This window comes from Rhizobium sp. M1 (assembly GCF_002531805.1).
GTDB classification, from domain to species: domain Bacteria; phylum Pseudomonadota; class Alphaproteobacteria; order Rhizobiales; family Rhizobiaceae; genus Rhizobium; species Rhizobium etli_C.
Map to the genome: position 1 here is coordinate 81562 of NZ_NWSW01000007.1, position 22760 is coordinate 104321.

20 protein-coding genes are annotated in these 22760 nt (G+C 62.7%); 4 read left to right on the top strand and 16 right to left on the bottom strand.

Features of this window, described 5'->3' with window-relative positions; genetic code table 11:
- Nucleotides 1-10 precede the first annotated feature (10 nt).
- The 3 genes from CO655_RS07865 to CO655_RS07875 all read right to left on the bottom strand — a co-directional run bounded on the left by CO655_RS07865 (nt 11) and on the right by CO655_RS07875 (nt 4970).
- The gene (locus tag CO655_RS07865) at nt 11-709 is read right to left on the bottom strand and encodes a phosphatidylserine decarboxylase (RefSeq protein ID WP_097664288.1); all 699 of its coding nucleotides are present in this window, start codon (nt 707-709) and stop codon (nt 11-13) included.
- A gap of 137 nt (nt 710-846) precedes the next feature.
- Nucleotides 847-2724, bottom strand: a complete 1878-nt coding sequence (locus CO655_RS07870; protein WP_097664289.1) for an ABC transporter ATP-binding protein/permease — start codon at nt 2722-2724, stop codon at nt 847-849.
- Between the two features lie 197 nt (nt 2725-2921).
- Nucleotides 2922-4970 (bottom strand): LysM peptidoglycan-binding domain-containing protein, encoded by a 2049-nt coding sequence (locus CO655_RS07875; protein ID WP_097664290.1) that lies wholly within the window; start codon nt 4968-4970, stop codon nt 2922-2924.
- 155 nt (nt 4971-5125) lie between these two features.
- On the opposite strand from CO655_RS07875, the gene CO655_RS07880 reads away from it, so the two are divergent.
- Nucleotides 5126-5749, top strand: coding sequence for a TIGR00730 family Rossman fold protein (locus CO655_RS07880; protein ID WP_097606371.1), 624 nt, complete (start codon nt 5126-5128; stop codon nt 5747-5749).
- Between the two features lie 18 nt (nt 5750-5767).
- On the opposite strand, the gene rarD is transcribed toward CO655_RS07880, so the two are convergent.
- Nucleotides 5768-6682 carry an EamA family transporter RarD gene (rarD, locus tag CO655_RS07885; RefSeq protein WP_097664291.1) on the bottom strand — a complete coding sequence of 305 codons (915 nt, stop codon included), beginning with the start codon at nt 6680-6682 and terminating at the stop codon, nt 5768-5770.
- A gap of 310 nt (nt 6683-6992) precedes the next feature.
- Here rarD and CO655_RS07890 point away from each other — a divergent pair, with 310 nt between their 5' ends.
- Complete coding sequence (locus tag CO655_RS07890) at nt 6993-7472, top strand: GNAT family N-acetyltransferase (protein WP_049733904.1); 480 nt, start codon at nt 6993-6995, stop codon at nt 7470-7472.
- 19 nt (nt 7473-7491) lie between these two features.
- Here the strand turns inward: CO655_RS07890 and cimA are convergent, their stop codons facing one another.
- The 6 genes from cimA to cysS all read right to left on the bottom strand — a co-directional run bounded on the left by cimA (nt 7492) and on the right by cysS (nt 13261).
- On the bottom strand, nt 7492-9105 hold the full coding sequence (gene cimA / locus CO655_RS07895; protein ID WP_097664292.1) for a citramalate synthase: 1614 nt from the start codon (nt 9103-9105) through the stop codon (nt 7492-7494).
- 166 nt (nt 9106-9271) lie between these two features.
- A complete protein-coding gene (gene pip, locus CO655_RS07900) occupies nt 9272-10231 on the bottom strand; it encodes a prolyl aminopeptidase (protein ID WP_097664293.1) in 960 nt (319 codons plus the stop codon).
- The gene (locus CO655_RS07905) at nt 10228-10704 is read right to left on the bottom strand and encodes a GFA family protein (protein ID WP_097664294.1); all 477 of its coding nucleotides are present in this window, start codon (nt 10702-10704) and stop codon (nt 10228-10230) included. Before CO655_RS07905 ends, pip begins: the two co-directional genes overlap by 4 nt.
- Nucleotides 10694-11179 (bottom strand): GFA family protein, encoded by a 486-nt coding sequence (locus CO655_RS07910; protein ID WP_097664399.1) that lies wholly within the window; start codon nt 11177-11179, stop codon nt 10694-10696. The genes CO655_RS07905 and CO655_RS07910 overlap by 11 nt, the downstream gene beginning before the upstream one ends.
- A gap of 5 nt (nt 11180-11184) precedes the next feature.
- Entirely contained in the window at nt 11185-11661 is a 477-nt protein-coding gene (locus CO655_RS07915; RefSeq protein WP_097664295.1) for a GFA family protein, read from the bottom strand.
- Between the two features lie 208 nt (nt 11662-11869).
- Nucleotides 11870-13261 (bottom strand): cysteine--tRNA ligase, encoded by a 1392-nt coding sequence (gene cysS / locus CO655_RS07925; RefSeq protein ID WP_097664297.1) that lies wholly within the window; start codon nt 13259-13261, stop codon nt 11870-11872.
- 288 nt (nt 13262-13549) lie between these two features.
- Here cysS and CO655_RS07930 point away from each other — a divergent pair, with 288 nt between their 5' ends.
- Complete coding sequence (locus tag CO655_RS07930) at nt 13550-14299, top strand: GH25 family lysozyme (protein ID WP_097664298.1); 750 nt, start codon at nt 13550-13552, stop codon at nt 14297-14299.
- A gap of 9 nt (nt 14300-14308) precedes the next feature.
- On the opposite strand, the gene CO655_RS07935 is transcribed toward CO655_RS07930, so the two are convergent.
- The 4 genes from CO655_RS07935 to radA all read right to left on the bottom strand — a co-directional run bounded on the left by CO655_RS07935 (nt 14309) and on the right by radA (nt 18952).
- Entirely contained in the window at nt 14309-15049 is a 741-nt protein-coding gene (locus CO655_RS07935; RefSeq protein ID WP_004680489.1) for an SDR family NAD(P)-dependent oxidoreductase, read from the bottom strand.
- Nucleotides 15050-15129: 80 nt separating this feature from the next.
- A complete protein-coding gene (purF, locus tag CO655_RS07940; RefSeq protein ID WP_097664299.1) occupies nt 15130-16620 on the bottom strand; it encodes an amidophosphoribosyltransferase in 1491 nt (496 codons plus the stop codon).
- Between the two features lie 223 nt (nt 16621-16843).
- Nucleotides 16844-17461: a CvpA family protein gene (locus CO655_RS07945; protein ID WP_097664300.1), complete on the bottom strand. Its 618-nt coding sequence runs from the start codon at nt 17459-17461 to the stop codon at nt 16844-16846.
- A 90-nt stretch (nt 17462-17551) separates the two neighbouring features.
- Entirely contained in the window at nt 17552-18952 is a 1401-nt protein-coding gene (radA, locus tag CO655_RS07950) for a DNA repair protein RadA (protein ID WP_077993187.1), read from the bottom strand.
- A gap of 165 nt (nt 18953-19117) precedes the next feature.
- Here radA and CO655_RS07955 point away from each other — a divergent pair, with 165 nt between their 5' ends.
- Complete coding sequence (locus tag CO655_RS07955; protein ID WP_010028851.1) at nt 19118-19753, top strand: LysE family translocator; 636 nt, start codon at nt 19118-19120, stop codon at nt 19751-19753.
- A 10-nt stretch (nt 19754-19763) separates the two neighbouring features.
- On the opposite strand, the gene alr is transcribed toward CO655_RS07955, so the two are convergent.
- Together alr and CO655_RS07965 are read right to left on the bottom strand one after the other, a co-directional pair.
- Nucleotides 19764-20924: an alanine racemase gene (gene alr / locus CO655_RS07960; protein WP_097664301.1), complete on the bottom strand. Its 1161-nt coding sequence runs from the start codon at nt 20922-20924 to the stop codon at nt 19764-19766.
- A 100-nt stretch (nt 20925-21024) separates the two neighbouring features.
- Nucleotides 21025-22521: a replicative DNA helicase gene (locus CO655_RS07965; RefSeq protein ID WP_012483300.1), complete on the bottom strand. Its 1497-nt coding sequence runs from the start codon at nt 22519-22521 to the stop codon at nt 21025-21027.
- Between the last annotated feature and the right edge of the window lie 239 nt (nt 22522-22760).

A 22760-nucleotide genomic window follows, 5' to 3' on the forward strand; every position in this document is an offset into this window, starting at 1 on the left:
CAATCTAAACCTAGCTGCGGCGGCTGATGACGGGACCCTTGGCGGAGGCGAATTCGGCGATGACGGTTTCTCCGGCGATCGCCGTCTGGCCGAGCGAGACACGTGGCGCCGCACCGGCGGGCAGGAAGACGTCGAGCCGGGAGCCGAAACGGATCAGCCCGAAGCGCTCGCCGGCATCCACCGGCTCGTTGGGGTTTACCCAGCAGAGGATACGCCGCGCCACGAGGCCGGCGATCTGGACAACGCCGATTTGGCCGTGGCGGGTTTCGATCACCAGGCCGTTGCGCTCATTGTCCTCACTGGCCTTGTCGAGCTCGGCGTTGACGAAGCTGCCGGAGCGGTAGTTGATGCTGACGATGCGCCCGCGCATCGGCGCCCGGTTCACATGGCAGTTGAAGACGTTCATGAACACCGAGATGCGCAGCATCGGCTCGGAGCCGATGTCGAGCTCGGCCGGCGGGGTCACCATCTGGATCGCCGAGACCCTGCCGTCGGCGGGAGAAATCACCAGATCGTCGTCCTGCGGGGTCACGCGCTCGGGATCGCGAAAGAAATAGGCGCACCACAGCGTGAAGATCATGCCGATCCAGAAGAGCGGCTTGAAGATCCATCCGAGGATCAGCGATGCGACGAAGAAGGCGGCCACGAAGGGATAACCCTCCTTGTGCACGGGGACGATCGTGTTGCGAACCGTGTTGAACAGGCTCATGGCTGCCGGTCTCCTTGCGTTGTCGTTTTTTGCTGGTTAGCGAAAAACCGCCTCCGGGGCAATGCTGCGGCCTCGACCCCCGTTCGACTGCCGGGGTTCTGAACAACAAAAGCCTGTACCGGCGTCTGGTTCCCCAATCAGTTGGCCGGCGTAAGCCGCGCGATCACGCCCATATCGTCGCTTTCGCGCACCTGTTTCAGGTGCTCCTCGGCCTGCGTGGCCTCGCGCTGGCGGTTCCACATCGAGGCATAGAGACCGTTTTTATCAAGCAATGCGGCATGCGTTCCGCGCTCGGCGATCTCGCCGCTTTTCAACACGATGATCTCGTCAGCGCTGATGACGGTGGATAGCCGGTGGGCGATGACCAGCGTCGTCCGGTTCTTCGAAACCACGTCGAGCGCCGTCTGGATTTCCCTTTCCGTCGTCGTGTCGAGCGCCGAGGTCGCTTCGTCGAGGATGAGAATCGGCGGCGCCTTGAGGATGGTACGGGCGATCGCCACCCGCTGCTTCTCGCCGCCCGAAAGCTTGAGCCCGCGCTCGCCGACTTTGGTTTCGAAACCCTCTGGCAGCATTTCGATGAAATGCGCGATCTGCGCCACCTCGGCCGCGGCAAAGACCTCGCTATCGCTGGCCGACGTGCGGCCGTAGCGGATGTTGTAGGCAACGGTGTCGTTGAAGAGCACGGTATCCTGCGGCACCATGCCGATCACCGAGCGCAGGCTCTTCTGCGTCACCGTGCGGATATCCTGGCCGTCGACCGTGATCGTGCCGCTCTGGATATCGTAGAAACGATAGAGCAGCCGCGACAGCGTCGATTTGCCCGCACCCGACGGGCCGACGACGGCGACCGTCTTGCCGGCCGGCACGTCGAAGGAAATCCCCTTGAGGATCGGACGGGCCGGGTCGTAGGCGAAGTGCACGTCCTTGAAGGAGATCGCGCCCTGGCCGATCCTGAGTTCTGTCGCATCGGGCGCGTCCTTGACCTCGGCCTTCACCTCCAGGAGATCGAACATCTGCTCGATATCCGTCAGCCCCTGGCGGATTTCGCGGTAGACGAAGCCGATGAAATTGAGCGGCGCGGAAAGCTGCAGCAGCATCGAATTGACGAAGACGAAATCGCCGACCGTCTGCTCGCCGCGCTGGACGGCCAGCGCCGACAGCACCAGCATGATCGTCGTGCCGATGCCGAAGATGACGCCCTGGCCGAAGTTCAGCCAGCCGAGCGAGGTCCAGACATCGGTCGCCGCCTTCTCGTAGCGCTCCATCGATTTGTCGAAACGCTTGGCTTCCATCTCCTCGTTGCCGAAATATTTGACGGTCTCGAAGTTGAGGAGGGAGTCGATCGCCTTGGTGTTGGCGTCGGTGTCGCTGTCGTTCATCGACCGGCGGATGGCGATGCGCCAGTCGGATGCACGGATCGTGAACCAGATATAGGCCCAGACCGTAAAGGCGGTGACGGCGAGATAGGAAAATCCGTAACCCCACCAGAAGATCGCAGCCGTCAGCAGGAATTCGATGACGGTCGGGACCGAGTTGAGGATCGTGAAGCGCACGATCGTCTCGATGCCCTTGGTGCCGCGCTCGATGATGCGGGAGAGACCGCCGGTCTTGCGTTCCAGATGGAAGCGCAGCGACAGCTCGTGCATGTGCACGAAGGTCCTGTAGGCGAGCTGGCGCACCGCATGTTGCCCGACGCTGGCAAACAGCGCGTCGCGCAGCTGGTTGAGGCCGAGTTGGATCAGCCGGGTGACGTTATAGGCGATGACAAGCGCGATCGCGCCGGCAAGCAGCGGCGGCACGGTGCCGGCCAGATCCATCCTGCCGTTCAGCGCGTCAGTCGACCATTTGAAGAAATAGGGGACGAGCAGCAGGACGAACTTGGAGATCAGCAGATAAACCGAGGCCCAGACGACGCGCATCTTGAGGTCGGGCCGGCCGGCCGGCCACATATAGGGCCAGAGGTTGAGAAGCGTGCTGAGCAGGTGGGATTCCGAGACAGTTTTGCCGTTTGCCATGCGTGTCTCCAGCCCGGTCGGGATTGCCGTGGTCGCCTGTATCGATGCTGGCAAAGCGCGAGCGGGACGTGCTCGAAAGCGTTTCCCTGTCACCGCCAGATAGGGTGCCGGGCGGATGAATACAACAAATGCAGGGTTCAGGAAAAGCCGGGCCGGGCGGTTATCCCGCCCGGCCCGATCATGGTGTTCTGCTATGTTTAGAGATGCCGGTCGGAAAGACGTTTGCGGTGCAGTTCCTCGGCATTCGGCAAGGCATCCTTCGGCAGGCCGAAGATCTGGCCGGGGCGGATGCGGTCGGGATCGATGATCTTGTCCTCGTTGGCGATGTAGATCGTCGTGTAGCGCACGCCAAGGCCATAGGTCCGGCGCGAGATCTGCCACAGCGTGTCGCCGCGGCGAATGATGACCGCTGCGTTGTCGGCCGTCAGCGGCGCCTGTTCGATCGTCTTCGGCTGGTCGCCGGCAGCCTCGTTGGCAGCCGGTGCCGCGGATGCGGGTGCCGCCGGCGCGGGTGCTGCGGTGAGTTCGGCGATCAGCGCGCCGAGCCGGTCGAGCGTGGCGCCGACCGACTTCGCGTCTTGCGGCAGCCCCTGCAGGATTTTCAACGCACTGGAAGCGGTCTGCGAGGCAGCGCCGGAGGCTTGCTTCAAGGGGTCGGACGCATCGGCGGCCGGACGGAAGTCGGCGAGCGAGCGCAGCGCGAATTCCGTCGCCGAGCGTGCTGCCGCAAGCTGTTCGGCGCCCGGCAGCTTGCCATCGGCAAACAGCCCCTTCAGCAAGCCGAAGGCTTTGCCGGCCTCGGCCTTGCGCTTGCCGAGCTCACCTTCGTCAAGCGGCACCATCGACGAAGCCCCGTTCACGTCGACGGGACCGGATTGAGCGGCAACCCTCACTTGATCGCCTGCCGGGCGATTGAAATTCACTGCCGCGCGCACGATCACCTTGCCCGCGGGGTCGACGACATCGACGCGAATCTTGTGGTCGCCGACCGAGAGCGCCATCACGCCGTCGATAACGAAATGTCCGTCGGCACCGGCTGTGTCCTGGCCGACCAGATTGTCGTCGGCATAACCGAGGACCTTGGCGTTGGCGCGCGCCGTGCCGGCGATGAAGATCTTGTTGCCTTCGATCTCGACGGCGTTGACCATCACGTCAGGCGCGGTGGCCTTGTCGGTTTCGGCCGCGCCGGGAACGGCCGGGGCTGTTGCCGTGCCGCCGGCGGCGGCATTGGGCAGGCCAGGCGTCTGCAGCGCCAGCTCACCGCTCGGTGCAGCTGTCGCGGCCGGGGCATCGGCTGCCTCGGTCACGCCGGTTGCCGGCTTGTCCGTTGGCGCCACCGCCGGATTGGAGGCGTCGGCGACTTCGGTTCCGCCCGTCGGCGCCGTGATGATGCGGCTTGCGGTGCCGGGCTTGGAGACCATGGCGAGCAGGTTGGCGCCATTGCCGTCCTTGGGCACGGAAACGGTCGCGACCTCTTCGGAAAGCGTGGTCTTGCCATCCTTGCCCGTCACCTTCAGCACGAGCTGGTGGTCGCCGGCCGGAAGCGGATTGTCGAGGACAGCGGCGAAATCGCCGCTCGGACCGACATCTGCCGTCGTCACGACCTTTTCACCGTCGAGCACTTCGAGCTTGCCGTTCGGCTCGGCGGAACCGGCGATGACGGTCGAACCGTCAGGCTCGACGCGCAGGACGTCGAAGGCGGGAAGTTTCGGGCCGGCATTCGCCGCCGCGGCAGGGGCCGGCTCGGCTGCGCCGGTCAGCGCAGCCTCGGCCCTGGCGATTGCGGCAAGCGCATCGGTGATGTTTTCAGGCAGCGACTGCACGATGGCGAGCGCCTTGGCGCCACCTTCCTTGGCCTTCGTGGCAACGGCTTGCGTTGCGGGATCGACGCCCTCGGGAATGGTGAAGCCGGCAAGTGCGGTGAGCGCATTGATCGTCTTGGTCTTGGCGGCGGTGAAGACATCGATGGCCGGGCCTTTGCCGTCGGCAAACAGCGCCTTGAGCTCGCCGAGCGCTACACCGGCATCGGCTGAAAGACGGCCCAGCTGATCAGCTACCGCAGCAGGGGAGCGCGATGTCTTTGCCGCTTCGTTAACCGTGTTCTTGAGCTCCGTGCTCGCCTGGTTGATGGCGTCGCCGACTTTGGTTGCATCGCCGCTAATGCGCGGCATGACAAAGAGCACCATCAGTAAGATTGCGGATACGAGCACTGCAAGGGCCAGCAAGCCGGCACGGTTCTTCATCATTATGTCTCCCAAGGCGGCAATTTGCCGTAGTACCGAAAATTGCTAGCGATTCCCGTTGCTTTTCACAAGCATTCAAAGCAATTAGACAAGCTAGGCACGCTGCTTTTCAGTCAATTTTCTTGACTGCATTGAAATGAAATAGTTGTTTCGCCTCCATGACCGAACAATCTGTATCGATTCGATCCATCTGCGTTTACTGCGGCTCAAGGCCCGGACGCGATCCTTCCCACATGGCGGCCGGGCGCGCTCTCGGAAGAGAGATCGCCGAATACGGCCTGCGCCTCGTCTATGGCGGGGGTACCAAAGGCATCATGGGCGCGGTTGCAAGCGGGGTGCTTTCAGGCGGCGGTCAGGTCACGGGCATCATCCCGGAGTTCCTGATCGATATGGAAGCGACTCGCCATTCGCTCGGTCAGCTCAACGAACTCATTGTAACCCCTGACATGCATGCGCGCAAACATACGATGTTCGAGCGCTCCGATGCCTTCGTCGCGCTGCCCGGCGGCATCGGCACGCTGGAGGAGATCGTCGAGATCATGACCTGGGCGCAGCTCGGCCGCCATGAGAAGCCGATGGTCTTTGCCAACATCAACGGTTTCTGGGATCCGATGATGGAACTGCTGCGCCATATGACCGACGAAGGTTTCCTGCACACCGCCCACCGGGTGCAGCCGCTCATCGTCGACGACGTTTCCGGCATCATACCGGCGATCATGGCCCAGGCAGCCCAGCTCGCCGCCGATCGCGACGGCGAGGACGCGGTAATTTCGAAAATGTGAGGTAGGTTCCCCGCGGGTTCAGCGCCCGCGGCTCCCCTTCAGCATCGACCAGCTATAGAAGAACAGCCCGGCCCAGATCAGCGGAAAGGCGATCATGCGCGCCGTGCTCAGCGGCTCGCGAAAGGCGAAGACGGCGATCAGGAAGATCATCGTCGGTGCGATATACTGCATGATGCCGATCGTCGAAAGTTTCAGCAGCTTTGCGCCGTTGGCATAGATCATCAGCGGCACGGCAGTGACGACGCCGCAGCCGAGCAGCATGGTCGTATCGGCAAGGCCGGTGCGGTAGAAATGGCCGAGGCCGCTGCTGAATTCGAGATGGAGGATGTAGACGAGGGCCGGCCCGCTGAGGATCAGAACCTCGAGGAAGAAACCCTGGTTGGGTCCGAGTGGCAGCGTCTTGCGGAGCAAGGCGTAAAAACCCCAGCTGACGGCCAGCGTCAGCGCCACCCACGGAATGCCGCCGCTGTCGAATGCGAGAATGACGACGGCCAGCGCGGCAAGCGCGATCGCCGCGATCTGCAGCGGCTGCAGCTTCTCCTTGAGAAGCACTGCGCCGAGAAAGATGCTGAACAGCGGATTGATGAAATAGCCAAGTGCTGCATCGAGCGAATGGCCGGCGCCGATCGCCCAGACATAGGTGCCCCAGTTGACGGTGATCAGCGACGCCGTCAGCGCCCCCATGGCCAGCATGCGCGGCGAGCGCAGTGCTGCGCTGATATCTCCGGTACGCCCGAGCAGGATCAACACGATGCCGGCCAGCGGCAGCGACCAGACGATGCGGTGGGCGATGACTTCGGCCGGCGGGATATGCGCCAGCGCCTTCATGTAGAACGGCAGGAAGCCCCAGAGCAGATAGGCCGTCAGCGCGAAGGCAAAACCGCGCGGACTGTCTTCGTTCTTGGCCAGCGGAACGGATACATCGGTCGACATCGGCGTGTTTCCATCTTTGTTCTTCTTCTGATCCGGCCTAGCTTAAGCGCCGTGAATAGGCCAATTCATTTCGTTGAATAAAGGCTAATAGGATTTGAAGCGGATGGGGAAGAATGAACGCATGATAGCGGCAAAGGCTGGTATCGGCCTCCAATAATCCGAATCCTGTTCCAGACTGCCGCGGGCAGGCGACAGGCGGACCAATCGAGGGAACAAACTCGCAAACCCGCTGATGATCTGCGCATTCAGTTGACAGGCCCGGCAGGTTCTTTCATCTGGAACGCCAAGCGCCAGATCAGGAGCCTCTCACATGACACTTACCGTACGCCCGGCAACGCCTTCAGACGCGGCAACGATCCTGCGATTTGTCCGCGAATTGGCCGATTATGAAAAGGCGATCCACGAGGTCGAGGCGACCGAGGAGAGCACGCGTGCGGCAATCTTCGGCGACGGTTCAGTCACGCATGCGCTGATCTGCGAACGCGAGGGTCAAGCCATCGGCATGGCGGTTTATTTCTTCAGCTATTCGACCTGGCAAGCGAAGAACGGCCTTTATCTGGAAGATCTATACGTAACACCGGACGCGCGCGGTTCGGGCGCCGGCAAGGCGCTTTTGCGGCGCCTGGCGCAGATCGCGCTGGAGAAGGGTTGCGGCCGCTTCGAATGGAGCGTGCTCGACTGGAACGAACCCTCGATCCGTGTCTACGAGGCGATTGGCGCGGAGCCGCAGAAGGAATGGATCCGCTATCGGATGACGGGAGAGACGCTGGCGGCGTTTGCCCGCGGTTAGCCGAACCGGCGGAACAGACTTATTCCGCCGCGATCTTGCCCGCCAGCTGCCGGTTCTTCATCAGCTTGTAGATGACGGAATCCATCAGCGCCTGGAACGAGGCGTCGATGATGTTCTCCGAGACGCCGACCGTCCACCAGCGCACGCCGTCGCTGTCGGTGGATTCGATCAGCACGCGGGTGATCGCCTCCGTGCCGCCATTGAGGATACGCACCTTGAAATCGGCGAGCACCAGATCGTCGATCTCGTGCTGGTATTTGCCGAAATCCTTGCGCAGCGCCAGGTCGAGCGCGTTGACCGGGCCTTCGGCATCGGCAACCGACATCAGCGTCTGGCCGTCGATGGTGATCTTGACCACCGCTTCCGAGACGATCTTCACGCGGCCAAGACTGTCGAAACGGCGCTCGATCATCACCCGGAAGCCTTCGATGGTGAAGAATTCCGGGATGGTGCCGAGCGTGCGATGCGCCAGCAGCTCGAAGCTCGCATCGGCGCCCTCATAGGCATAGCCGATGGATTCCCGTTCCTTGACAATCGAGATCAAAAGGTCGAGCTTCGGATCGTCCTTGGCGACGGTGATGCCGCGCCGCTTCAGCGCATTGATGAAGTTCGCCTTGCCGCCCTGGTCGGAGACCATGACCTTCCGGAAATTGCCGACGCTTTCCGGCGGCACATGTTCATAGGTCTTCGGATCCTTCAGCAGCGCCGATGCGTGGATGCCGGCCTTGGTGGCGAAGGCGGAAGCGCCGACATAGGGCATCTGGTGGTCGGGCGAGCGGTTGAGCAGCTCGTCGAAGGCATGCGAGAGCCGGGTGAGGTTGAGCAGCCGCTCCTCGTCGATCGCCGTTTCGAACCGTGTGTTATAGGCGCTCTTCAGCGCCAGCGTCGGGATCAGCGTCACCAGGTTGGCATTGCCGCACCGTTCCCCGATGCCATTCAGCGTGCCCTGGATCTGCCGGACGCCGGCTTCGACCGCAGCGAGTGAATTGGCGACAGCCTGGCCGGTGTCGTTATGGGCATGGATGCCGAGACAGCGGCCGGGCACGCCGGCGGCAATCACCGCCTCGACGATGGCGCGGATCTCCGGCGGCTGCGTGCCGCCATTGGTGTCGCAGAGCACGACCCAGCGGGCGCCGCTCTCATAGGCGGTCTTGGCACAGGCGAGCGCATAGGCCGGGTTGGCCTTGAAGCCATCGAAGAAGTGTTCGCAATCGACGATCGCCTCCTTGCCGGCGCCGACCGCCGCCTTGACGCTTTCGGCGATGCATTCGAGATTTTCCTCGTTGGTGCAGCCGAGCGCCACCGCGACATGGTAGTCCCAGCTTTTGGCGACGAAACAGATGGCGTCGGATTTCGCCTGCAGCAGCCCGGCAAGGCCCGGATCGTTGGAGACCGAAACGCCCGCCCGCTTCGTCATGCCGAAGGCGACGAAGGTCGCCTGGCTGGTGCGCTTCTCGCCGAAAAAGGCCGTATCGGTCGGATTGGCGCCGGGATAACCGCCCTCGACATAATCGAGGCCGAACTCATCCAGCATGGCGGCGATCGCAATCTTGTCCTCGACGGAAAAATCGATGCCGGGCGTCTGCTGCCCGTCCCGGAGCGTCGTGTCGAAGAGGTAGATGCGTTCTTTCATGTCGTTTCCTCCCGCCAGGCGGGTGTTGTTTTCTGTTGTGCGGAAGCCCCCTCATCCGCCCTTCGGGCACCTTCTCCCCGAGGGGAGAAGGGGTAGCTGCCTTGCGCGCCTTGTCCCCTCTCCCCTCGGGGAGAGGGCTAGGGTGAGGGGGCTTCACGGCACCAGGTTATATCTTCCCGGCAAACTTGTCCGTCGCCCGGATCAGCCGATCGAGAATCCCGGGCTCCGAATAGGCATGGCCGGCACCTTCGATCAGGTGGAACTCCGCCTTCGGCCAGGCCTTGTGCAGCAGCCAGGCATATTTGGCCGGGCAGGGCATGTCGTAGCGGCCCTGCACGATGACGCCGGGAATATCCTTGAGCCTGCCGGCGTCGCGGATCAGCTGTCCTTCGTCCATCCAGCCGGCATTGACGAAGAAATGGTTCTCGATGCGGGCGAAGGCATAGGCGAATTCCGGCTCCTCGAACTTGCCGCTCGTCGAGGGTTCCGGCAGCAGCGTGATCGTTTCGCCTTCCCAGATGCTCCAGGCCTGCGCGGCCGCAAGGCGCACGTTTCTGTCCGCATGCGTCAGGCGGCGATGATAGGCATGCATCATCTCATGCCGCTCTTCCGGCGGGATCGGAGCGATGAAGCGCTCCCACTTGTCCGGGAACATCTCCGAGACGCCGAACTGATAGTACCAGTCGAGCTCGGCCTTGGTCAGTGTATAGATGCCGCGCAGGATGAGCTCGGAGACGTGCTCCGGATGCTTTTCGGCATAGGCGAGCGCCAGCGTCGAACCCCAGGAGCCGCCGAACACCTGCCAGGTCTCGACGCCGGCCATTTCGCGCAGCCGCTCGATATCGGCGACGAGGTCCCAGGTCGTGTTGGCATTGAGCTCGGCATGTGGCGTCGACCGTCCGCAGCCGCGCTGGTCGAACAGCATGACGTCGTAGAGGGCCGGATCGAACAGCCGGCGGTGGGCGGGCGAGAAGCCGCCGCCCGGGCCGCCATGCAGGAAGACGGCGGGCTTGGCGCCGGGTGTTCCCGATCGCTCCCAATAGATCACATGGCCGTCGCCGACATCGAGATGACCGGAGGCATAGGCTTCGATTTCGGGATAGAGGGTGCGCAGGATTTCGGTCATATCTTCACGCCTTTTTCGGGCCAGACTTGGGTGTCGTGATCGGGATGCTGAAAGGAGATGATCGCCTCCTGTCGGGCATAGAAATCCGGGTCCTTGTGCACCGGCGCCTCGAAGATCGTCTCGACCCAGGGCAGGCGGGCGTCGTAATTGACCTGGATCTGCGGCGCGAGATCGCTGCGGTCGTCGAAGGTGCCGATCGCAAGCTCCAGGCCACCAGGATGCCGATAGGTCATCGGCGTGCCGCAACTGCTGCAGAAGCCGCGGGCGATATTAACGGAGGACTGAAAGTAGCTCGGCTCGCCGCGCGTCCATTCCATTCCTTCTTCGGGTGCCGTGACCAGCGCGGAAAAGAAGCCGCCGAACTGCTTCTGGCACATGCGGCAATGGCAGATCGAGGGTCGCCCCAGCGCGGCCGATATGCGGAATCGCACGGCGCCGCACTGGCATCCGCCTGTTCTTATCCTATCCGTCATGGCGTTCTCCGAGCGGCCAGCTTTCCGTGTCGTGATCCGGGTGCTGATGATTGCTTGCCGCAATCGCGTTTTCGCGATCGGGCGTTTCAGGCTGCGGCTCCACCGGCAGACTGTCGATCGCGTGAAACCAGGACATCTTGCGGCCGGTGCTCGATTGCATCACGGGCTTGACCGCATCGGGCTCATCGAGCGAGCCGAGCGTGATATTGATGAAGTCAGCGCCCGGGATGTCGTAAAACAGCGGCGTACCGCAGTCGCCGCAGAAACCGCGCCGCACCAGGTCCGAGGATTGGAACCATTTCGGTGCGCCGCGCGTCAGCTCGAAATCCTCGCGCATGGCGGCCGCAAGCGGCAGGAAATAGTTGCCGGCCGCCTTCTGGCACATGCGGCAGTGGCAGATATGGGGATAGCCGAGTTCGCCGCGCGCGCGATAGCGAACCGTGCCGCATTGGCATCCGCCGGCCTGTTTCGTCATTTCGCTCAAGCGCGATCCTCCGGTGGCCAGACCTGCGTGTCATGGTCTGGATGTTGATAGGAAACGAGTTCGTGCAGGAAGGAGCCTGCCGTCAGATCGGCCTCGGTCCGCTCTCCCGGCAGTTCGTGCACGTGATCGACGAAGCCGATCTTGCCTTCCACGCCCCATTGAACGGTCGGCGGCAGCGACGACGGATCGTCGAAGGCGCCCGCAGCAATCGCCATTCCGTCTGGCGCTTCATAGGTCAGCGGCGTCCCGCAGTCGCCGCAGAAACCGCGCTCGACGAAATTGGAAGAGCGGAACTTTTTCCGCTCCCCCCGCGTCCACTCGAACTCGGCGCCGCGCACCGAGACGAGCGGCGCATAATAAGCCCCGAACGCCTTTTGGCACATGCGGCAATGACAGATCGACGAATCCTTGAGTTCGCCGCTGACACGGAAGCGGATCGCTCCGCACTGGCAGCCGCCGGTATAGGTGGTCATGGCAGGTCCTCCCGCAGCGACGTCGATGAGAAAGAGAAAACCCCTCCCAACCCTCCCCGCAAGGGGGAGGGTCCTCTCGTGGCGCCGTCTTCGTTTCCGTCTCGAATGTTTGCAATTGCGATGAGGTCGCTTCGGAGTGGTGCGCTGTCGTAGCCCCTCCCCCTTGTGGGGAGGGGTTGGGGAGGGGTCTTATACCCAGGCACCACTCTCACCGCTTCACCTCCCACGTCGTCACCCGCTCGCCCGTCGCGGCATCCTTGCCGTCCTTCAGTTGGATGCCCTTCGCCGTCAGCTCGTCGCGGATCTTGTCGGCTTCGACAAAATTCTTCGCCTTCAGCATTTCAAGACGCATGGCGACCAGCGCATCGACCGCCGCTGCGACGGCTTCATCGATTTCGGCCTTCTTCGGCAGCACCCCGAGAAGTGACGCCGTCGCGGCGAAGGTGGCGCCCGCGGCGGCATCGGTATGGGCGGCCTGCGCCAGCGCATGCAGCGCCTGCACCGCCGCCACCGTATTGAGGTCATCCGCCAGCGCGTTCAGCACGCTTTCGTCCGGTGTGGCGTCGCCGGCTTCCGTCGCCGGCCATTTGGCGAGCAGCCGTTCGGCCTCTTCCAGCCGCTTGATCGAGAAATCGATCGGCTCGCGGTAATGCGTCATCAGCATGGCAAGACGCAGCACCTCGCCCGGCCATTTACGGCCGCCGAAGACCTCAGTGTGCAGCAGATCGTGGATGGTGACGAAATTGCCTTCGGATTTCGACATTTTGCGGCCTTCGACCTGCACGAAGCCGTTATGCATCCAGACATTCGCCATCACCTCGGTGCCGTGAGCGCAGCGCGACTGGGCGATCTCGTTTTCATGGTGCGGGAAGATCAGATCCAGCCCGCCGCCATGGATGTCGAAGACATCGCCGAGATAACGCCGGCTCATCGCCGAGCACTCGATGTGCCAGCCGGGCCGGCCGCGGCCCCAGGGGCTCTCCCAGCCGGGTTCGTTATGGCTCGACAGTTTCCAGAGCACGAAATCGCCGGGGTTCTTCTTGTGCGCATCGACGGCGACGCGGGCGCCGGCCTGCTGCTCGTCGAGCGGGCGCTTCGAAAGCTGGCCGTAATCCGCCATCGATTTGGTGTCGAACAGCACTTCGCCCGATGCGACATAGGCATGGTCGTTGCCGATCAGCTTCTCGATGATCTCGATCATCTCTTCGATATTGTCGGTGGCGCGCGGCTCGACGTTCGGCTCCAGGCAGCCGAGGTCGGCGACATCGGCGTGAAACTGAGTCTCGGTCTTTTCGGTGACCGCGCGGATCGCGTCGTTGAGCGGCAGGCCCGGATGGTCCCTCAGCGCCCGCGCATTGATCTTGTCGTCGACGTCGGTGATGTTGCGGGCATAGGTGACGTGATTCTCGCCATAAACATGGCGCAGCAGCCGGAACAGCACGTCGAAGACGATGACCGGCCGGGCGTTGCCGATATGGGCGAAATCATAGACGGTCGGGCCGCACACATACATGCGGACGTTCTCGGCATCGATCGGCGAAAACACCGATTTTTCCCGCGTCAGCGTGTTGTACAGCTTCAGTTCCGGCGTGCCGCCCATTTCACTCTCCCAAAATGCACGTTCAGAAAATATCGCAACCGGCGGACCGGGGCGTTTCGCATCTTGACTATTTGGGAGACGAAAACGGCCGGGCCAGCGCTTGCGCTAGCGAATAATCTTTCCGCAGATAATGCAGATAACCGTTTTCATGCCGCGTTTTATGGCGCGGGAATGACGTTTGGTCAAGAGGGGACGAGGAACGATCCGATGGCACGCTGCGTTCGCCATTTTCCCGGCACAAATCACCTGTAGCCAGTCGAGAAGCTGCTGAAAATACGGGAGGAATGAGTGGGGAGCGTGGTTCGGTGGGGTGTCGGAGCGGCCGCAATTCTGGTGGTCGCATCCGCGGCATATTTAGCATACGATTTCGGCATGCTTCGCTTCAACAATCCTTCCTTATCTCGGTATCCGATCCAGGGCATCGATGTCAGCCATCATCAGGGCGACATCGATTGGAGGACGGTGGCGGCGCAGCCGAACATACACTTTGCGATCATGAAGGCGACCGAAGGCGGCGACCACCGGGATTCGAGGTTCGCCGAGAACTGGCAGCGTGCCGGCGATGCCGGAGTGGTCAGGGGCGCCTACCATTTCTTCACCTTCTGCCGCCCGGGCAAGGATCAGGCGCAGAACGTCCTGGCGACCGTGCCGAAGACGCCGGGAACATTGCCGATCGCGGTCGATCTCGAGTTTGTCGGCAATTGCAACAAGGTCCCGACGCTCGAGGAAATGGCGACGGAGGTGAATGCCTTCTTCACCGAGCTGAAAGCCACCTTTCCGGAAAAGCCCATCTTTTACGTCACCCAGGAATTCTACGATCAATATCTGAAAGGCAATGAGGCCCGTTTCCCCGAACATTACCTTTGGCTGCGAAGCGTATTCAAGGAGCCGACGCAGGAAGGCTGCAGCCGCTGGTCGATCTGGCAATTTGCCGACAACGGCACAGTGAATGGCATTCTGGGAGCGGTGGATCTCAACGCGCTCTGCCCGTCGGAAACGGGCTTCGCTCACCTGTTTCCGGCCGTTGCATCGAATTGAGGCGTCGATCTATTCCGGCAGCCGGTAATCGGCGAGCTTGTTCTCGCGCACGATGAAGAGTTTACCTGTCTCGGTCACGCCGGGACCGAGCAGCGGCAGGATCGCCTTGGCAACCTCGGAAGGGTGCGGCAGCGTCTGCGGATCTTCGCCCGGCACGGCCTGCGCCCGCATCGCGGTGCGGGTCGCGCCCGGATCGACGCTGGTGATGCGCAGCGGCGTCGATTGCGTCTCGCCGGCCCAGGTGCGGGCGAGCGCCTCGACGGCAGCTTTGGAGGCGGAATAGGCGCTCCAGAAGGGGCGGCATTTGTGCGCGGCCCCGGACGACAGGATAACGGCGCGGCCGGCATCCGAGCGGGCGAGCAGCGGATCGACCGAGCGGATCAGCCGCCATGTTGCCGTCACGTTGATGGTCATCACCTTTTCGAACACCTTCGCCTCGATATGGCCGATCGGCGAGATGACGCCGAGTACGCCGGCATTGGCGACGAGGATGTCGAGCTTGCCCCAGCGCTCGAAGATCGAGCCGCCGAGCGCATCGATCGCGTTCATATCGGCAAGATCGAAGGGCACCAGCGTCGCGCTGCCGCCGACCGCCTTGATCGCATCGTCGAGATCCTCGAGTCCGCCGACCGTGCGTGCGCAGGCAATGACATGGGCGCCGGCTTTGGCAAGTTCCAGCGCCGTGAAATAGCCGATGCCGCGCGACGCACCGGTGACGAGTGCGATCTTGCCCTCAAGATTGATGTTCATCTGTCCGGTTCCGGATTGGCTTGCGAAGGTGAGGGGCGCAATTAGGCCCCTCGGAAGCGAAAGTCAAAGTGGCAAGCGGCTCAGCCGTTGCTGGCAAGCATCGAAAGCTTGTTGCCCATGGACTCGCCGTTCTTGTCGAGCAGACGGGTCGGGTAGTCACCGGTGAAGTAGTGATCGGTGAATTGCGGGCGGGCCGGATTGCGGTCCTCGCCGCCGACGGCGCGATAAAGCCCGTCGATCGACAAGAAGGCGAGCGAATCCGCGCCGATATATTTGGCCATGGCTTCGACATCGGCATATTGGTTGGCGAGCAGCTTGTCGGCATCGGGCGTGTCGATGCCATAGAAATCGGGGAAGAAGATCATGGGGCTTGCGACGCGAAGATGAACTTCGCGCGCGCCGGCTTCGCGGATCATCTGCACGATCTTCAGAGACGTCGTGCCGCGCACGATGGAGTCATCGACCAGCACGACGCGCTTGCCTTCGATCATCGCGCGGTTGGCGGAATGCTTCAGCTTCACGCCAAAGGCGCGAATCTGCTGCGTCGGTTCGATGAAGGTGCGGCCGACATAATGGTTGCGGATGATGCCGTATTCGAAGGGAATGCCGCTTTCCTGGGCATAGCCGAGCGCCGCCGGTGTGCCGCCGTCCGGCACCGGCACGACCACGTCGGCCTCGACCGGCGATTCCTTGGCGAGGTTCATGCCCATGTTCTTGCGTGTCGTATAGACGTTGCGGCCGCCGACGACCGAATCCGGCCGGGCGAAATAGACATATTCGAACAGGCAGAGGCGCTCCGGCTGCGGCTTGCCGGGCTTGCGGGCATCGATGCTGATCGAGCCGTCGGGCTGGATTTCGCAGATGATGACTTCGCCGTTTTCGACATCGCGGATGAACTTGGCGCCGATAATGTCGAGCGCGCAGGTTTCCGAGCAGAAGATCGGCTTGCCGTCCAGTTCGCCCATGACGAGCGGGCGGATGCCGGTCGGGTCGCGCGCGGCGATCAGCTTGGTGCGCGTCATGGCGAGCATCGAATAGCCGCCTTCCATCTGGCGGATCGCATCGATGAAGCGGTCGGAGGTGGAGGCGTGGCGGGAGCGGGCGATGAGATGAAGGACGACTTCCGTATCGGAGGTCGACTGACAGATGGCGCCGGTGGCAATGATCTGGCGGCGCAGCGTCAGGCCATTGGTGAAATTGCCGTTATGGGCAATGGCGATACCGCCTTCTTCCAGTTCGGCGAAGAGCGGCTGCACGTTGCGCATGGCCACTTCGCCTGTTGTGGAGTAGCGGGTATGGCCGATTGAAATGCTGCCGGGCAGGCGGGCGAGCGTCATCGGATTGGTATAGTGGTCGCCGACGAGGCCCATATGGCGCTCCTGGTAGAAGCGCTTGCCGTCGAAGGAGACGATGCCGGCTGCTTCCTGTCCGCGATGCTGCAGGGCATGCAGGCCGAGAGCCGTGAGTGCGGCGGCATCGGGATGTCCCAGAATTCCGAAAACGCCGCATTCTTCGTGCAGCGTATCTCCGTCGAGCGGATCGTCGGTCGGGAAGGAATGGGACTGGTTCATTTCTGCGGGCCTCTGCTCTCACAAGAATGGATCGGCATTTCCAGTATCATATATCGGAAACTGATCCGATAACGTCATGCTGAACGACATCCGCTGTCAAAGCCCGCTCGCCGGCTCTGAAACGGCTGAGGTCCGGCGGAGCTGAATGCCCGGCCGGACCTTTATTTCACGTCCCGCTCAAATGGCAATTGCCGGACGGCGGGTCAAGCTCTTGAACACTGTGTCAATTCGTCGGCTGCTGTGTGCCGCCTGCAGGCGCGTCTTCCGCCGGAGCCTGATCGGTGGCCGGCGGTGTGGTGCCTTCGCCGCCCTGTGCCGGCGACTGCATCGTATCACGGAAGCTTGCCTCGAGCATCTGGGCAAATTGCTCCGGCAGGACGGCCTTCAGCTTCACCACCATCGAATCCAGGAAGGGTTTCGACTTGGCCTCATTGACCCAGGTCGGCCGGTGGTCGACATCGACGAGCCAGTTCCAGAAAGCGACGGCGACGACCATCAGCAGCAGGCCGCGCGCCGCGCCGAACAGGAAGCCAAGCGTGCGGTCGAGCGCGCCGATGCGGCTGTCGATGATGAAATCGGCGATCTTCATGGTGATGAAGGAGATGACGATGAGTGCGATCAGGAAGACGACCGCGGCCGAGCCGGCGATCGCGATGCGGTCGTCATCGGTGTATTTCTTCGCATAAGGCAACAGGTACGGATAGAGGTAGTAGGCGGCGGCGGCCGAACCGCCCCAGCTTGCGATCGAAAGGATCTCGCGGGAGAAGCCGCGGACCATCGCCAGAACGGCGGAGAAGAGCACGACGCCGATGACAATACCGTCGAAAATCGTAATGGGCATGTAAATTCAACTCCAGGACTGCCGCTCGGCGGCCGTGTCGTGCCTTATCGTGTGCTTCCTATAACATCACCATTCCCGGCAATGAAAGGATCAAACCTCGTCTTCCACACGCAGCGCTCCCTTCGATCCGGCGATGCGCGCGACCAGATCCGGCAGGCTTTCGACTTCGTTCCATCGCCCGCCGGAACCCTTCGGCAGCTCGGCGGAGGCGGAAGGAAGCAGCGCTGTCGAAAAGCCCAGCTTCTCGGCTTCCTTGAGGCGCTGGGCGGTGTGCGCAACCGGTCGGATGGCGCCCGACAGGCTGACTTCGCCGAAATAGACGCAATCGGCGGGAAGGGCAATACCGGCGAGCGACGAAACGAGCGCCGAGGCAACGGCGAGATCGGCCGCCGGTTCGGAGATGCGGTAGCCGCCGGCGACGTTGAGATAGACGTCGTGCTGGCCGAGCCTGACGCCGCAATGGGCCTCCAGCACCGCCAGGATCATCGACAGCCGGGCTGAATCCCAGCCGACCACGGCGCGCCGCGGCGTGCCGAGCGAGGTCGGCGCCACCAGCGCCTGCACCTCGACGAGCACCGGCCGCGTGCCCTCCATGCCGGCGAAGACGGCCGCACCGGGCGATTTTTCGTTGCGCTCGCCGAGAAAGAGTTCGGATGGATTGGCGACTTCGCGCAAGCCTCTGTCGGACATCTCGAAGACGCCGATCTCGTCGGTCGGGCCGAAGCGGTTCTTGACCGTGCGCAGGATGCGGTAGTGATGGCCGCGATCGCCTTCGAAATAAAGCACGGCGTCGACCATGTGCTCGACGACGCGCGGTCCGGCGATCTGCCCGTCCTTGGTCACATGCCCGACGAGCACCATGGCCGCACCCGTCTGCTTGGCGAAGCGGATCATCGACTGCACGCCGGTGCGCACCTGCGTCACCGTTCCCGGCGCGGATTCGGCGAGCTCGCTCCAGAGCGTCTGGATGGAATCGATAATGACGAGGTCAGGGCGTTTGCCCTCGGCGAGCGTCGCCAGAATATCCTCGACATTGGTTTCGGCCGCCAGCATCACGTCGGTATCGGCCGCCGCAAGACGCTGCGCCCTGAGGCGAACCTGCGCCACCGCCTCTTCGCCGGAGACGTAAATGATCCTGTGGCCGCGCCGCGCCAGGGCCGCAGCCGCCTGCATCAGCAGCGTCGATTTGCCGATGCCGGGATCGCCGCCGATCAGCACCGCCGAGCCGCGCACGAAGCCGCCGCCAAGCGCGCGGTCGAGTTCGGACATGGCGGTATGAATGCGCGGCGCCTCCTCGATCTCGCCGGACAGCGCCGTCAGCGCCACCGGCCGGCCCTTCTTCGGCGTCTTGCCGGGGCCGGAGCCGATGCCGCCCATCGGATCTTCCTCGACGATGGTGTTCCACTCGCCGCAATTGTCGCATTTGCCGGCCCAGCGGTTGTGAACGGCGCCGCAACTCTGGCAGATGAATTGTGTCCTGGCCTTCGCCATCAAATGTTTCTTTCAGTCGCGTTCTGCAGTGAAGCACTCGTAGGCTTCATCGAATCATTGTCGTGCTTGAGATAATGGCTATCGCGACGGATCAAAACTAATGATTTCCCCATCAGCCTTCGCCGTGCCTATGCTTTTCACCTCTGATCACAGCTATGGTGGAAGATGTTCGATTATTCGCTCGCGCACTGGCTTGCATTTCTATCGGCGGCGGTTTTGCTCAACCTGTCGCCAGGCCCCGACATCGCTTTCATCCTCGGCCACACGATGAGAGGCGGGAAACGCGCCGGTTTTTCCGCATTGTTCGGCGTCTGGTCAGGCGCCTGCATGCATGTACTGATGGCGGCATTGGGCCTTTCCGCCGTGCTGGCCGCCTCTTCCTTCGCATTCTCAACCGTCAAATGGCTCGGCGCCGCCTATCTCGTCTGGCTGGGCATCCAGGCTTTGCGCACGGGTGGTGGCAGCGGCCTGATCAAGGCGGCCGGTGAAGAAATGCCGATCGCAAACATCTACCGGCAGGGAATCCTGGTGTCGCTCCTCAATCCGAAGGTGGCGATATTCTTCCTGGCCTTCCTGCCGCAATTCGTCGTAGAGGGGGCAGGGCCGGCATGGGCCCAGCTCATGCTGCATGGTGGGCTCATCATCGTCGTCGCGGCCTTCATCGAACCGCCGCTCGTCCTTGTCGGAGGACGGCTTGCCGATGCGCTCAGGCACAATCAAAAGGTCGGGCTATGGCTTGACCGCGGCCTCGGCGCGCTTTTTGTGGCGCTCGGTGTCCGCCTTGCACTAAGCAGCCGTTGAGGGGCGAGCTTTATTCTTCGGCGACGTAGCGCCGCTCGTGGCGTAGCCCCATGCTGGTCAGAATCTCGTATCCGATCGTGCCAGCCGCCCGCGCCACGTCGTCGAGCGGCATGTTCTTTCCGAACAGCTCGACATAGTCGCCAGCGCGCACGGCGTTTTCGGGCAGGTCGGTGACGTCGAAGATCGTCAGGTCCATGGTGATCCGGCCGGCGACCGGGACCTTGTGTCCGGCGATGAAGCCATGTCCGCCCTGCGGCACGGCCTGGCGCAGCGGCACGCCGCCGCTCGACTGGCTGCGCATATAGCCGTCGGCATAACCGGCCGAGACGATCGCCAGCCGGCTGTCGCGGCGCAGCTGCAGCGCCCGCCCGTAGCTGACGCTCTCACCGGCTTCGACGCTGCGCACCTGGATGACGCGCGCCTCCGCGGTAGCGACCGGCCGCATCGGATTCGCCAAGCCGCTGACCGCTTCGCCGCCATAGAGCGCGATGCCGGGTCGGGTCAGGTCGAAGTGATAGTCGTCGCCGAGAAAGATGCCCGCCGAGGCGGCAAGGCTTGAATCGATGCCTTCATAGGCGGCGGTAACCCTGCGGAATGATTCGAGCTGTTGCCGGTTCATGACGTGGGCGGGATCGTCGCCGCAGGCGAGGTGGCTCATGACAAGCACCGGTGCGAAGCTTGCCGGCCGCGAGACGTCGTCGGCAAGCGCGATCGCATCGTCGACACGCAGCCCCAGCCGGTTGAAGCCGGTGTCGACATGCAGCGCGCAAGGGTAATCGCCATAATCGGCAAGCACCGCCATCCAGAAGGCGAACTGCTCGTCGGAGGAAATCACCGGCACCAGGTCATTGTCGAAGAAGCGCCGCTCCGTGCCCGGCCATATGCCTGACAGCACGAAGATGCGCGCATCCGGCGCATAGAGGCGAAGGGTCACGCCCTCATCAACGGTCGCGACGAAGAAATCCCGGGCGCCTGCCGTGTAGAGCGCTTCGCCGGCGTCCTCGATGCCGAGGCCGTAGGCATCCGCCTTGACGACGGCTGCGGCGCGCGCAGCGCCCGAACGGCGCGCCATGTCGCGCCAGTTTTCCGTCAGCGCGGTGAGGTCGACGGTCAGCCGCAGACCCGCCGAGGCAAAATTGTCGTCGTCTGAGGCGTCCAGAAATTCGCTCATGATCCACGTCGAAAAAGAGGCCGGAGAAGGATTCTCCGGCCAGTCTAAAGGTCAACCCTGTCGAGGGAAAGGCCGAGGCCGGATGACAGCTGCACCGTGATCAATGCTCTTCATATTGTATGAAGGAGGGATCGGCGAGATCGGCAAAGCGCGTGAATTCCGCCTGGAAGGCGAGCTTCACCGTGCCGGTCGGCCCGTGGCGCTGCTTGGCGATGATGACGTCGGCCGTGCCCTTCACCTTGTCGAACAGCGCTTCCCATTCCGGATATTTCGGATCGTGGGGATCGCGCGGCTCCTGGTTCTTGACGTAATATTCCTCGCGGAACACGAACAGCACGACGTCGGCGTCCTGCTCGATCGAACCGGATTCACGAAGGTCGGAAAGCTGCGGCCGCTTGTCGTCACGGCTTTCGACCTGGCGCGACAGCTGCGACAGCGCGATGATCGGAACGTTGAGCTCCTTGCCGAGCGCCTTCAGGCCAGTGGTGATCTGGGTGATTTCCTGGACGCGATTGTCGCTGGATTTACCCGAGCCGGTCATCAGCTGCACGTAGTCGACCACGAGCACGTCGAGGCCGCGCTGACGCTTGAGGCGGCGCGCGCGTGCCGAAAGCTGAGCGATAGAGATACCGCCGGTCTGGTCGATATAGAGCGGCACCTTCTGCATCATCATCGAGCAGGCGACGAGCTTTTCGAAATCGGCATCGTTGATGTCGCCGCGGCGGATCTTCGAGGAGGAGACTTCCGTCTGTTCGGAGATGATACGGGTGGCGAGCTGTTCGGACGACATTTCGAGCGAATAGAAGCCGACGACGCCGCCGTTCCTCGCTTTCATGCTGCCGTCCGACTGCACTTCGCCCTCGTAGGCGGCGGCGATATTATAGGCGATGTTGGTGGCAAGCGAGGTCTTGCCCATGCCCGGGCGCCCGGCGAGGATGATCAAGTCCGAGCGCTGCAGGCCGCCCATCTTGGCGTCCAGCGAGTGGATGCCGGTGGAAATGCCGGAAAGGCCGCCGTCGCGTTCCTTGGCGACGGCCGCCATGTCGATCGCCAGCGCCACGGCGTCGTTGAAGGACTGGAATCCGCCGTCGTAGCGGCCGTTTTCCGCAAGTTCGAAGAGCCGGCGTTCGGTATCCTCGATCTGCGACTGCGGCGGCATGTCGAGCGGCGCGTCATAGGCGATGTTAACGACGTCCTCGCCGATCGTGATCAGCGCCCGGCGTAGCGCCAGGTCATAGATCGCCCGGCCGTAATCCTCGGCATTGATGACGGTGACCGCGTTGCTGACCAGGCTCGCCAGATATTGCGAAACCGTCATGTCGCCGACCTTTTCGTCGGCCTTGAGGAAGGTCTTGATCGTTACCGGGTTGGCGATCTTGCCCATGCGGATAATGTCGCCGGCGACCTCGAAGATCTTCCGATGCAGCGGTTCGTAGAGATGGATCGGTTTGAGGAAATCCGACACCCGGTAATAGGCGTCGTTGTTCATCAGGATGGCACCCAGAAGCGCCTGCTCGGCCTCGATGTTGTTGGGTGCTTCGCGATAATGCTGCTCCGAGGGAGCAACAGCTGCAATCTTTCGAGCGGCGTCGTTCATCATCATCCGTTCTGTCTTTTTCCAACTCCGGATTTGCAATTCCGGATGGAGAAAATCAAGGGGCTGCAAAAGGCCCGGAGGCCCGCTTCGCCAAAATCCCGAACGCTGTGCACGTTGTTCGACTTCTCCACAGTCCTGGGCGACACAAGCGAGAAATACCGGGAGTGTCACCGGCAGGACACGGTACGGAGCCGACTCAGCTCATCCGTTCCGGAGATGGCCATGGTAACGCGATGACA

What these genes read in the sequence shown, in the direction of transcription:
- CO655_RS07865 (WP_097664288.1), bottom strand. Translation starts at nt 709, where the DNA reads ATGAGCCTGTTCAACACGGTTCGCAACACGATCGTCCCCGTGCACAAG.
- CO655_RS07890 (WP_049733904.1), top strand. Translation starts at nt 6,993, where the DNA reads ATGACACTTACCGTACGCCCGGCAACGCCTTCAGACGCGGCAACGATC.
- CO655_RS07915 (WP_097664295.1), bottom strand. Translation starts at nt 11,661, where the DNA reads ATGACCACCTATACCGGCGGCTGCCAGTGCGGAGCGATCCGCTTCCGT.
- CO655_RS07905 (WP_097664294.1), bottom strand. Translation starts at nt 10,704, where the DNA reads ATGACGGATAGGATAAGAACAGGCGGATGCCAGTGCGGCGCCGTGCGA.
- CO655_RS07955 (WP_010028851.1), top strand. Translation starts at nt 19,118, where the DNA reads ATGTTCGATTATTCGCTCGCGCACTGGCTTGCATTTCTATCGGCGGCG.
- rarD (WP_097664291.1), bottom strand. Translation starts at nt 6,682, where the DNA reads ATGTCGACCGATGTATCCGTTCCGCTGGCCAAGAACGAAGACAGTCCG.
- cimA (WP_097664292.1), bottom strand. Translation starts at nt 9,105, where the DNA reads ATGAAAGAACGCATCTACCTCTTCGACACGACGCTCCGGGACGGGCAG.
- CO655_RS07870 (WP_097664289.1), bottom strand. Translation starts at nt 2,724, where the DNA reads ATGGCAAACGGCAAAACTGTCTCGGAATCCCACCTGCTCAGCACGCTT.
- CO655_RS07945 (WP_097664300.1), bottom strand. Translation starts at nt 17,461, where the DNA reads ATGCCCATTACGATTTTCGACGGTATTGTCATCGGCGTCGTGCTCTTC.
- pip (WP_097664293.1), bottom strand. Translation starts at nt 10,231, where the DNA reads ATGACCGAAATCCTGCGCACCCTCTATCCCGAAATCGAAGCCTATGCC.
- cysS (WP_097664297.1), bottom strand. Translation starts at nt 13,261, where the DNA reads ATGGGCGGCACGCCGGAACTGAAGCTGTACAACACGCTGACGCGGGAA.
- CO655_RS07910 (WP_097664399.1), bottom strand. Translation starts at nt 11,179, where the DNA reads ATGACGAAACAGGCCGGCGGATGCCAATGCGGCACGGTTCGCTATCGC.
- CO655_RS07965 (WP_012483300.1), bottom strand. Translation starts at nt 22,521, where the DNA reads ATGAACGACGCCGCTCGAAAGATTGCAGCTGTTGCTCCCTCGGAGCAG.
- alr (WP_097664301.1), bottom strand. Translation starts at nt 20,924, where the DNA reads ATGAGCGAATTTCTGGACGCCTCAGACGACGACAATTTTGCCTCGGCG.
- CO655_RS07935 (WP_004680489.1), bottom strand. Translation starts at nt 15,049, where the DNA reads ATGAACATCAATCTTGAGGGCAAGATCGCACTCGTCACCGGTGCGTCG.
- radA (WP_077993187.1), bottom strand. Translation starts at nt 18,952, where the DNA reads ATGGCGAAGGCCAGGACACAATTCATCTGCCAGAGTTGCGGCGCCGTT.
- purF (WP_097664299.1), bottom strand. Translation starts at nt 16,620, where the DNA reads ATGAACCAGTCCCATTCCTTCCCGACCGACGATCCGCTCGACGGAGAT.
- CO655_RS07880 (WP_097606371.1), top strand. Translation starts at nt 5,126, where the DNA reads ATGACCGAACAATCTGTATCGATTCGATCCATCTGCGTTTACTGCGGC.
- CO655_RS07875 (WP_097664290.1), bottom strand. Translation starts at nt 4,970, where the DNA reads ATGATGAAGAACCGTGCCGGCTTGCTGGCCCTTGCAGTGCTCGTATCC.